General features: G+C 57.3%; 11 protein-coding genes. 6 read left to right on the top strand and 5 right to left on the bottom strand.

Annotated elements, in window-relative coordinates; translation table 11 throughout:
- Positions 1-107 precede the first annotated feature (107 nt).
- On the bottom strand, positions 108-965 hold the full coding sequence (locus tag AACY18_RS27365) for a hypothetical protein (protein ID WP_339466764.1): 858 nt from the start codon (positions 963-965) through the stop codon (positions 108-110).
- 215 nt (positions 966-1180) lie between these two features.
- Here AACY18_RS27365 and AACY18_RS27360 point away from each other — a divergent pair, with 215 nt between their 5' ends.
- Positions 1181-1672 carry a hypothetical protein gene (locus tag AACY18_RS27360; protein ID WP_339466761.1) on the top strand — a complete coding sequence of 164 codons (492 nt, stop codon included), beginning with the start codon at positions 1181-1183 and terminating at the stop codon, positions 1670-1672.
- Positions 1673-1741: 69 nt separating this feature from the next.
- On the opposite strand, the gene AACY18_RS27355 is transcribed toward AACY18_RS27360, so the two are convergent.
- Both AACY18_RS27355 and ccoN read right to left on the bottom strand, forming a co-directional pair.
- Positions 1742-1963, bottom strand: coding sequence for a cbb3-type cytochrome c oxidase subunit 3 (locus AACY18_RS27355; protein WP_339466759.1), 222 nt, complete (start codon positions 1961-1963; stop codon positions 1742-1744).
- 15 nt (positions 1964-1978) lie between these two features.
- A complete protein-coding gene (gene ccoN / locus AACY18_RS27350; RefSeq protein WP_339466758.1) occupies positions 1979-3406 on the bottom strand; it encodes a cytochrome-c oxidase, cbb3-type subunit I in 1428 nt (475 codons plus the stop codon).
- A 263-nt stretch (positions 3407-3669) separates the two neighbouring features.
- Here ccoN and AACY18_RS27345 point away from each other — a divergent pair, with 263 nt between their 5' ends.
- The 5 genes from AACY18_RS27345 (at position 3670) to AACY18_RS27325 (ending at position 8349) form a co-directional block, all read left to right on the top strand.
- Entirely contained in the window at positions 3670-5343 is a 1674-nt protein-coding gene (locus AACY18_RS27345; protein WP_221732531.1) for a nitrite/sulfite reductase, read from the top strand.
- Positions 5340-5819 (top strand): DUF934 domain-containing protein, encoded by a 480-nt coding sequence (locus AACY18_RS27340; RefSeq protein WP_339466756.1) that lies wholly within the window; start codon positions 5340-5342, stop codon positions 5817-5819. The genes AACY18_RS27345 and AACY18_RS27340 overlap by 4 nt, the downstream gene beginning before the upstream one ends.
- A 141-nt stretch (positions 5820-5960) precedes the next feature.
- Positions 5961-6935, top strand: a complete 975-nt coding sequence (locus AACY18_RS27335; protein WP_221732529.1) for a hypothetical protein — start codon at positions 5961-5963, stop codon at positions 6933-6935.
- A 117-nt stretch (positions 6936-7052) separates the two neighbouring features.
- Positions 7053-7724, top strand: a complete 672-nt coding sequence (locus AACY18_RS27330) for a DUF3313 domain-containing protein (RefSeq protein ID WP_339466755.1) — start codon at positions 7053-7055, stop codon at positions 7722-7724.
- A gap of 421 nt (positions 7725-8145) precedes the next feature.
- Positions 8146-8349: a cold-shock protein gene (locus tag AACY18_RS27325; RefSeq protein WP_339466753.1), complete on the top strand. Its 204-nt coding sequence runs from the start codon at positions 8146-8148 to the stop codon at positions 8347-8349.
- A 134-nt stretch (positions 8350-8483) separates the two neighbouring features.
- Here AACY18_RS27325 and AACY18_RS27320 read toward each other — a convergent pair whose 3' ends face one another.
- A complete protein-coding gene (locus tag AACY18_RS27320; RefSeq protein ID WP_339466752.1) occupies positions 8484-8909 on the bottom strand; it encodes a YciI family protein in 426 nt (141 codons plus the stop codon).
- Positions 8910-9096: 187 nt separating this feature from the next.
- The gene (locus AACY18_RS27315; protein ID WP_339466751.1) at positions 9097-9906 is read right to left on the bottom strand and encodes a DUF6708 domain-containing protein; all 810 of its coding nucleotides are present in this window, start codon (positions 9904-9906) and stop codon (positions 9097-9099) included.
- Between the last annotated feature and the right edge of the window lie 377 nt (positions 9907-10283).

Below are 10283 nucleotides of genomic sequence, written 5' to 3'. Positions count from 1 at the left end.
AGCAGCATCTTAAGTAATGCGGCTCTGCGTTCAGGTGAATAGTACGGCACGACCAGTCTCTTTCCGCCCCCGATATGCTTTTTTTGGAAAAACCGGAGAGGCGACAACTATCCTGACACCGGGGGCTGCGCGGAATAAAAATCGCGCACAAAATTCAATACAGTGCCGTTGGCGTCCTTGGCTTCCAGGACTTTGGGTTGGAGCAGATCCAGCTCAATTTTGCGGATGTGTACGTCAACAAACGTGGTTTTTGACAAGATTGCGCGCGGCCCCGAGCTATTACCGAGCTGGTCGACCACCCTGAAACGCAGGGCGAATTTCGGGTTGTCTTGCCAGAAGTTGGCGGTGGTGAGCGTCAAAATCACACGGCGGGCGGTCACTTGGGCCGCGGTCACCTTATGCGATATGTTTCGACCGTCACAATCGAGCGTGATGACGTCGTGTTCTCGCATGTAAACGTAACTCAGGGTGACCTCCACTCCGCGCGCTGCCCGGTCGGCATCGATACCATGGGTAATCACGTCAGCCGGAAGGTTCATGAGCAGATTCGGGTTGTCCCCGGGGCCGGTGATCTCGCCGGCCGGTCGCGGCGTGTGGTAAAGCACAACCAGTGGATCAGAGCTATCCTCGTTCCCGCTGATCCGCTTTACCCGTAAACGAAGCTGATTGATACCGTCATTCAAAAGATCCGCCGGCAAATTCATATCGAATTGCTCGTTCTCTTCACCCGGCTGAATTGTTTTATGGGCCACCGAGGTATCGGACTCATTGAGCAACACATCGGCGAAGTCAAAAGCGGACTGATTGGTCCAGGGGTCGACGACCAGTTGGATGTTTCCATCCGAGATCAAAGAAAGTGGCAAGCCACAGTGCGGTTTCTGCGGGTGCTCCACTGGTGAAACGCAGCCGGGAATATTGACCCGGTCGATTTTCAACGGTCCTTCGTCATCGATCTGCTGCGCCATCGCGAATGCCCCAATCTGTGTCATTAACGGATAGGCGTATTTAAAACCTATGGGGGACGGGTGCCTACTGTCAGATCTGACAGGTGAATACGGTGGATACATACCGTCCGTCGCATTAAGACGTGGTACAGGACTACGAATCTGACGATTGCCGTACGCGCAGACTTCGATCTGCCACTATCGAAGTTCGCAGGCTCCCCTGAGGAACGCAGCAAATGAACGATGTACAGCAACTGGGCGAGATGCTTCGTCACTACGCCGAAAGTGAAGCGCACAAGAAGCAACTGTTCACAACGCAGTCGGAGGCATGGGCGACGCGAATCACCGAATTGTTCGGCAATATTCAGCAATGGCTGCAACCGGTGCAGGCACCGAATCTGCTGGAGGTTAACCGCGAAGCCTATGTCGCCTTCGGACCGAGCACTCCGGTCGAGACCTCGACCTTCAAGACAGAGAAGCTGACGATCGTGATTGCTGGCAAACCAGTGGAGTTCGTGCCCGATGTGATGGGCAGCGCGGGGCAGATTTCACTGGCGGTGATGGGCTTGACGGCGGCGCGTTACGGCAGTATTTCGCTGGTGGGATTGCCGGGCGCAGAGTGGCAATGGCGCAAGACCAATGGCTTGAAGGATCCGGATACGTTTTTGTTTGATGCGGATTTTCTGGCGTTGCAACTGCAGAGCCTGATCCCGCGTGATCGCGCGTAGTTTCAAGGGCTCACACCTTCCCCCTGTGGGAGCCGGCCAGCCCGCTCCCACAGGAAGTAAGGGGTAACGCTACATATCCAGGTTGATCCAACCCGGTTTCGCCTCTTCCGGCGCCACCGCTTTCACGGTTTTACCTGTTGCCAGCTCAACTCGCCGAGCCACCTGCGGATCATCAGCAAAAGGCACCATGCTCGCATCGTCCAGACTTTGCGCGGTCTCGTGCCGCAAGCAGTACTCCACCGCCAGCCACAAAAACACCACCCCCAGCACATTCAAGAAAATATCGAACATCACCGGCTCCCTGCCTCAGGCGATCTGCGCTTCACTGCGCGCCAGCGCAACATCCGCTACTCGCACCGTGCGCCAGACGTTGTAGGCCATCAACAACATGCCGCTGAGGAAGAACACCCCACCGGCAAAGCGCACGATGAATCCCGGGTGACTGGCCTGCAGCGCCTCGACGAAGGAGTACGTCAGCGTGCCGTCCTCGTTGATCGCTCGCCACATCAGGCCTTGAGTAATGCCGTTGACCCACATCGAAGCGATGTACAACACCGTGCCAATGGTCGCCAGCCAGAAGTGCAGGTTGATCAGCGGCGTGCTGTACATCTGCTCGCGGCCAAACACCTTGGGCACCATGTGATACGTCGCGCCGAAGGTGATCATCGCCACCCAGCCCAATGCGCCGGCGTGGACGTGGCCGATGGTCCAGTCGGTGTAGTGGGAGAGGGCGTTGACGGTTTTGATCGCCATCATTGGCCCTTCGAACGTCGACATGCCGTAGAACGCCAGCGACAGCACCAGGAAGCGCAAAATCGGGTCGGTGCGCAACTTATGCCAGGCGCCCGAGAGCGTCATCATGCCGTTGATCATCCCGCCCCAGCTCGGCGCCAACAGGATCAGCGACATCGCCATGCCCAGCGACTGCGCCCAGTCCGGCAGTGCGGTGTAGTGCAAATGGTGCGGGCCGGCCCAGATGTAAAGGGTGATCAGCGCCCAGAAGTGCACGATCGACAATCGGTACGAGTACACCGGCCGGTTGACCTGTTTGGGCACGAAGTAATACATCATCCCCAGGAACCCGGTGGTCAGGAAGAATCCCACTGCGTTGTGCCCGTACCACCACTGCACCATCGCGTCGGTGGCGCCGGAATACACCGGATAAGACTTGAACCAGTCCACCGGAATCGACAAGTGATTGACCACATGCAGCATGGCGATCACCAGAATGAACGCACCAAAAAACCAGTTGCCGACGTAGATGTGCTTGGTTTTGCGCTGCACCACAGTGGTGAAGAAAACCACGGCGTAGGCGACCCAGACCACGGCCATCCACACGGCGCCCGAGAATTCGATCTCGGCATATTCCTTGGTGGTGGTGTAGCCCATCGGCAGGGTGATCAGCATGATCACGATCACCGATTGCCAACCCCAGAAAGTGAACGCGGCCAGCGTGTCCGAATACAGCCGCACCTGGCAGGTGCGCTGCACGGCGTAGTAACTGGCGGCGAATTGCGCGCTGCCGGCGAAACCGAAAATCACCAGGCTGGTGTGCAGCGGTCGCAAGCGGCCGAAGGTGGTCCACGGCAGGTCCAGATTCATTTCCGGCCATACCAGTTGCGAGGCGATCAACACGCCCATCGCCATGCCCACCACACCCCAGAAAACCGTCGCGATAACGAATTGGCGGACGACCTTGTAGTTGTAAGCCTGTCCGATTGTTGCTGTGCTCATGGTCAGTTCATCCACGGTTGCAAAGTCTTGCCAGGCCACCCGGTCTGGCACGAGCTGCACTGTAGAAACCCCGTCAAAAACAAAACAGGCTCAGGAATCTTTCATTTGTGCGGATCAGATCAGGCTGCTGCCTGCGGCGATCTGCCGCGCCCTGATACGGTATTTATACGTTCAGGTGAATCTGTAACGTGCTGCGCTGTAACGGCATAGTGGCTATCTCCCACAGTTCTGATATTCGTTCAACCTGATGAGGTAGCCGCTGCATGTATCAATACGACGATTACGACCGCGCACTGGTGTTCGAGCGCGTTGCGCAATTTCGCGATCAGGTCGAACGGTTCATGGCAGGAGAATTGAGTGAAGAGGAGTTCCTGCCGCTGCGTCTGCAAAACGGCCTGTACATGCAAAAGCACGCGTACATGCTGCGCGTGGCGATTCCTTACGGGACGCTGAGCGCTGAGCAGATGCGCACGTTGGCGAGCATTGCCAGTGATTACGACCGAGGTTACGGCCACTTCACCACGCGGCAGAACATGCAGTTCAACTGGATCGAACTGGCCCAGGTGCCGGACATCCTTGAACGTTTGGCGCAAGTGAACATGCATGCGATCCAGACCTCCGGCAACTGCGTGCGCAACATCACCACCGAAGCGTTCGCCGGGGTCGCAGCGGACGAGATGATCGACCCGCGACCCTTAGCGGAGATCCTGCGCCAATGGTCGACGATCAACCCGGAATTTCTGTTCCTGCCGCGCAAATTCAAAATCGCCATCTGCTCGGCCAAGCAAGATCGCGCGGCGATCATGATGCACGACATCGGTCTGTATCTTTATCCCGGCCGCGACGGGCAAATGCTGTTGCGAGTGATCGTCGGCGGCGGGTTAGGGCGCACGCCGATCCTTGGTTTGCAGATCCGCGAAGGTTTGCCGTGGCAGCATTTGTTGTCCTACGTCGAGGCGGTGCTGCGCGTCTACAACCGCCACGGGCGGCGCGACAACAAGTACAAGGCGCGGATCAAGATTCTGGTCAAGGCGCTGGGCATCGAGGCGTTCGCCAAAGAAGTCGAAGAGGAATGGCAACACCTCAAGGACGGCCCGGCGCAGTTGACCGACGCCGAGTATCAACGGGTCGCCAGCGCTTTTGTACCACCGACCTATCGCACGCTGGCCGACACCGATCTGGACTTCGGCACGCGACTGGCCGAAAGTCCGGCGTTCGCCCGCTGGGTCGCGCGTAACGTGAAGCCGCACAAAGTGGCGGGTTACACCAGCGTCGTGCTGTCGACCAAACCGGGCCTGGCGGCGCCGCCGGGAGACGTGACCGGATTGCAGATGCTCGCGGTGGCCGATTGGTCGCAACGCTTCGGTTTTGGCGAGATTCGCATCGCCCATGAGCAGAACATCGTCCTGCCGGATGTGCCGAAAGCGGATTTGTACGCCCTGTGGCAACTGGCGTGTGAGCAACGTCTAGGCAGTGCCAACGTGGGCCTGCTGACCGACATCATCGCCTGCCCGGGCGGTGATTTCTGCGCGCTGGCCAACGCCAAGTCGATCCCGATTGCCCAGGCGATTCAATCGCGTTTCGACAACCTCGATTACCTGCACGATCTGGGCGATATCAGCCTGAACATCTCCGGCTGCATCAACGCTTGCGGCCATCACCACATCGGCAATATCGGCATCCTCGGCGTCGATAAGAACGGCAGCGAGTGGTACCAGATCACCCTCGGTGGCGCCCAGGGCAAGAACAGCGCATTGGGCAAAGTCATCGGCCCGTCGTTCAGCGCCGCCGAGGTGCCACAAGTGATCGAACGGATCATCGGCACGTTTGTGCGCTATCGCGAAAGCGAAGAGCTGTTTGTCGATACGTTGGCGCGTATCGGGCTGGAGCCGTTCAAGGAGCGTGTGTATCCGAAGGCGCTGGAGGTGTCGGCATGAACAATCTGTTGCGACTTGAGCAGGGAGTGGCGCGGATTGAGCTGAATGATCCGTGGAGGCTGGTGCGCGAGCCTTCGACACCAAGGCCCGCAGGGTTGTTGATTCTGCCGCTGGCCCATTGGCTGGAGTCACCGTCCACCCACGCGGTGTGGCTGGGGCCGGACGATGACGTCGAAAGCCTGGTCCCGTGGCTGGCGTCGCTGCCGCTAATCGCGTTGGACTTCCCAAGCTTTCGCGACGGCCGCGCCTACAGTCAGGCGTATCTGCTGCGCAGTCGTTTTGGCTGGACAGGGGAGTTGCGCGCAATTGGCGATGTGCTGCGTGATCAACTCAGCCATATGCGCCAATGCGGGTTCGACAGTTTTGCCGTGCGCGAAGACAAATCGGCTGAAGATGCGCTCAAAGGGCTGGCGGGGATGAGCGTGTTGTATGGCCGTTCGGTGATTGAGCCGCGGCCGTTATTCCGCCGCCGCTAACCCTTTGCCGGTACAGGGGAAACCCTTAGAGCGCTGACGTTTCGGGCTTTTTTTCTTGGGTCGATGGTGGCCTTTTGGTAGAGTCGCCGTCGCCAGCGGGTTTTCGGCTGGCCGATGGGACCGAAGAAGGGAGTCTGTTCAGTGAGTCCGGGCAAGAAAATCCTGAGCCTCACCGCGTCGCTTTTGATGCTGACGCTGTGGGCCAGTTACTTTTATGTATTCAAGGAAAACCGCGACGGCCAACTCGGCGGTGCCGGTGAAAGTACCGCGTGGTGCGGCACACCGCCGACCAACGAGGCGGCGTTGCTGGGCAAGGACCAACTGACCTTGCGCGTCACCAACAACCTGCGCGGCGAATTCATGCTCAGCGGTTCTGTGGTGGTGTCCGAACGCACGTTCAACCGTTACGACCTGGGCCGCAACGAACTGCGCCTGCGTCTGGAACCTTTGCAGTGGTCCTACGGCGTCACGCCGATCTTCCTGGAGCAGGTCAAGGTTCAGCCACTGAGCCGCAATCTCTCGTCCTCCAACAAAAGTGCCTACGCTGAACTTGAGCCTCGCCCGATCGGCGTTCAGGGTCAGGTCACCGAGTTCCCGTTCGATACCTACCGTTACGGTTATAAACCGGTGCTCTATTACCTCAAGGGCAGCGAACGCATTGACTTGCGTTTCAAGAACATCACCACGCTGATGGCGATGTCCAACACCTTCACACCGATCCAGAAGTACAACCGCGTCGATTACATCAACGAGAAAAACTCGATGATCCGCGACGAAGACTACAAGGCCTACGGCCCGCATGAATGCGCGTTCAGCGTCGAACGCAAAGGCTCGTTCAAGGTCGTGGTGCTGTTGATGCTGCTGGTGCTGTGCCTGCCGTTGATGCTGGTGTTCTATCGCGATGAGCCGGGGATCGACTTCCTTGCCACGCTAGCAGGCATTGCGGTGGTGCGGGTGCTGCTGATCGGACCGGTGCAAGACTTTCAGCTGTACAACATCGACTTCCTGTTTGGCGCCGCGATTTTGTTGGTAGGTACGGTGTCGCTGATCAAGGCGATGCGCGCCAACAGTCGGCGTGAGATGGCGTTGAGAAGTGGCGAGACGTCGTCCTGGTGAAGAGTCGAGGGGGCAAAAGCCCCCTCATTCGGCGGCAGTGCAATTTTCCGGACTTTAGCTATACCTGTAACTCCCCCTGACGCAATACATTCAGGCCTTGTTGAAAGGAGTTACAGCATGAAGCCAGCCGTAATGATGGGCACCTTGTGCATTGCCACCCTCGCAGTGCTCGGGTGCTCCAGCAAAACCGTTGCTCCCGATGAATACTCCGGGTTTCTCAAGGACTACAGCCTGCTCAAAGAGGCCAAGTCACCGTCCGGTGCCGAAGTGATGCGTTGGATCGACCCCAAAGCCGACATCAACAAGTTCACCAGCGTTTACATTGAACCGACCCAGCTCTATCCCCAACCCCAGCCAACCGCCAAGATCCCGCAACAGACGCTCAACGGTATCACCCGCTATTACGATCAGGCACTCAAACGCGAAATCGGCAAGTCCTTGCCATTGGCCACCGGTCCAGGCCCGGGCGTGATGGTGGTGCGAGCGGCGATCACCGCCGTCAGCAGCAAGACCGAAGGTCTCAAACCTTATGAAGTGATCCCAATTGCGCTGGTAGCTGCGGCTGTCAGTACGGCGAGCGGTATCCGTGATCAGGAAACCACCCTGGCCACCGAAGCGGTGTTCCTGGATGGCGCTAACAACAAAGTGGTTGCTCAGGTGGTACGCAAGGGCACCGGCAAGCCGCTGGCAAACGAATCGCAGGTCATGAAGGCTGATGACGTGAAAAGCGTAATCGATGGCTGGGCGTCGGATCTGAACCAGTCTTATCTCAAGCTCAAATCCAAATAAGCCGACGCTTTCAGGCATTGCCTCAGGCGTGATCCGAGGCAATGCCTAAGGGCTTGGGAGCCGAGTTCTCAAGTACCGACGCCACAGCTGACAAACGCAATCGCGGGCAAAAGAGCCGCCGCCAATAGCCATGCATGCCTTCTCATTTTCTTCGCCATGAATTCACGACTCTCTGATGAACATTGTCGATGCCGGCACGCCTGTGCCGCTAATGAGTAATCCTGCTTTACCAAGCGTTCAGGACACCTGCGATTGAAGCTAGCAGGTAATCGCGGCCAGGCCAGCGGCAGGCGGGTGAGACTGTGGATATTTACACCCTGTCAGGTTTGACAGTTGTCGGAATGGAGATATGGGTTTTTGATGGTTGGGTGCCGCCCGCAAAATTATCGGCTTGCGCGTAAATGAAAGAAGGAAGGCAAATATGGCTACGGGAACGGTGAAGTTTTTTAACGAGGCGAAGGGTTTTGGCTATATCACGTCGGATGAGGACAGGAATACTATTTTTGTGCATTTCTCTGAGCTTCAACGTACAGATATAGAATTGCTTCGAGATGGTCAAAGAGTTTCGTTTGATGTAACGGTAGACAAATCAGGCAAACAAGCTAAAAACATACATCTCATCTGAACCGCAACGATCTTGATATCTGCCGCAGGCTGCGATTTTTTGATCTTGGTCTTTAGAAGCAAGATCAAAAGATCGCAGCCTCGTTTCACTCGACAGCTCCTAAAGTTAATCGAGCGCGAGGTGGGCAGGGGCGGTCAGGGCTTCTTCGCCTGTTCGCGAATGCGCTCTTCCTGCTCGCGCAGTTGCGGGGTGAATTCGGCGCCGAAATCCTCGGCGGAGAATATCTGGCGAATCTCGATATCCGAGTCGGTGCCCGGCATCGGGTTGGGGCAACGCTTGACCCATTCGATGGCTTCTGCTTTCGACTTCACGTCCCAGATCCAGTAGCCGGCCACCAGCTCTTTGGTTTCGATGAAAGGGCCGTCAATGACCGTGCGTTTATCACCCGAGAATTGCACCCGAACACCTTTGCTGCTCGGGTGCAGGCCATCGGCCGCTACCAGGATGCCGGCTTTGGCCAGTTCTTCGTTGAAATTGCCCATGGCGCTAAGCAGTTCTTCGCTGGGCATGATGCCGGCCTCGGAATCGGCGCTGGCTTTTACGAGGATCATGAATCGCATAGTGGTGACTCCGTGGAGTGTGGGGGATTCACTGCTTAGTCGAACGGGAACGCCGCGAATCGACACGCGGGATAAATAACGATGCAGCAACCGCCAGTGTAGGAGTTGCCGAGTTACTGGTTCTGGATATCTAACAACCAGTCCGGCGTCCCGCTCAATCCGCTGGGCAAGGTTTCAAAGGGCGCGCTCAATGCAACCCTGCCGCTTTGCAGGCATCGACGAAGTTGACACCTTTTTTGTCCATGGCGTGTTTGACCTGTGCATTGGCTTTTTGCAGCGCAGGACTGGGTTTGGCCCATTGCTCGGGGGGCAGGGGTTGCGACCAGGCTTGCACGTTTTCCGGCAGGGTCGGGCGGCCCTTGCGGTGCGCCCATTCGGCGATCAGGTAGGGCATTTTCCAGAAGGTCAGGATGCGGCGCACGTACCACCAGCGCAGGGGCCATGGGGTGCGTTTGCCGTAACCGTAACGGTGACGTTGTTCGGCGGTCAGGTGCTCGGCGCCATCGTCAAGCGAACCCGTGAAGCGCGCACCTTTACGTTCAATCTCGAACGTGTGCAGGCCTTCATAAGGCTTGAGTTCGTCTTCGGTTGGAGTCAGTCCCAACAGAACGAGCATGGGATTGGGGGCATCCACCAATTCGCCTTCTTCCATGTAATTGCGAATGGACGTCCACATACCCAGTGCATGCACATCGCTGGGTTGGGCCGACAGGATAAATTGCACGGTGTCGTGCTCTTCGTCTTCCAGCCCCATGCCGAAGGTGTAATCGCGCATGGCGCCGTAACTGGTGACGCCCTGACTGCGAGCGACCCAGGCCACCACGCTTTCCCACGGCACGATGAGTACGCGATGGGTGGTGTCGTCGATGTAGCAGACTTCTTGGCGTTGGCGGTTGAAGCGCACGGGGTAACTTTTGGCGAGGGTGCGGACGTTGGAGAGCATGCCGTAGATGAAGGCGCCGATGGGGAGGATTCCCCCCCAAGAAATCAGAATCATAAAATTTAGGAACTCGAGTAGTTCCTGCAATGGGGTTTTGAAGTTTTCTGGATAGAAGAGCACTCCATAAATGATGAAAAGGGTGGGCGCAATAAAGGTTATGAATACGACGAGCCAAATTCCAAATGCGAGTATCTTCCCCTGCTCGACCATCCCTCGGTTACTTCCTCCCAACTCCAGATAAACCTCATTCATCGCCGAAAAGTTACGCCGAGACACCTGCGCCTGGCCGGTATAAACCGGCAGCGGCGCCCCCGGTGTCAGGATAGTTGTCGCCTCTCCGGTTTTTCCAAAAAAAGCATATCGGGGGCGGAAAGAGACTGGTCGTGCCGTACTATTCACCTGAACGCAGAGCCGCATTACTTAAGATGCTGCTT

Source organism: Pseudomonas sp. EA_65y_Pfl2_P74 (assembly GCF_963970575.1).
Taxonomy (GTDB): Bacteria; Pseudomonadota; Gammaproteobacteria; order Pseudomonadales; family Pseudomonadaceae; genus Aquipseudomonas; species Aquipseudomonas baetica_A.
The sequence above is the reverse complement of the archived record's forward strand: the minus strand, read 5'-3'. Positions and strand labels throughout refer to the sequence as shown.

Coding starts and splice junctions, on each gene's coding strand:
- ccoN (WP_339466758.1), bottom strand. CDS start 3,406: ATGAGCACAGCAACAATCGGACAGGCTTACAACTACAAGGTCGTCCGC.
- AACY18_RS27325 (WP_339466753.1), top strand. CDS start 8,146: ATGGCTACGGGAACGGTGAAGTTTTTTAACGAGGCGAAGGGTTTTGGC.
- AACY18_RS27365 (WP_339466764.1), bottom strand. CDS start 965: ATGGCGCAGCAGATCGATGACGAAGGACCGTTGAAAATCGACCGGGTC.
- AACY18_RS27320 (WP_339466752.1), bottom strand. CDS start 8,909: ATGCGATTCATGATCCTCGTAAAAGCCAGCGCCGATTCCGAGGCCGGC.
- AACY18_RS27340 (WP_339466756.1), top strand. CDS start 5,340: ATGAACAATCTGTTGCGACTTGAGCAGGGAGTGGCGCGGATTGAGCTG.
- AACY18_RS27345 (WP_221732531.1), top strand. CDS start 3,670: ATGTATCAATACGACGATTACGACCGCGCACTGGTGTTCGAGCGCGTT.
- AACY18_RS27360 (WP_339466761.1), top strand. CDS start 1,181: ATGAACGATGTACAGCAACTGGGCGAGATGCTTCGTCACTACGCCGAA.
- AACY18_RS27315 (WP_339466751.1), bottom strand. CDS start 9,906: ATGATTCTGATTTCTTGGGGGGGAATCCTCCCCATCGGCGCCTTCATC.
- AACY18_RS27330 (WP_339466755.1), top strand. CDS start 7,053: ATGAAGCCAGCCGTAATGATGGGCACCTTGTGCATTGCCACCCTCGCA.
- AACY18_RS27355 (WP_339466759.1), bottom strand. CDS start 1,963: ATGTTCGATATTTTCTTGAATGTGCTGGGGGTGGTGTTTTTGTGGCTG.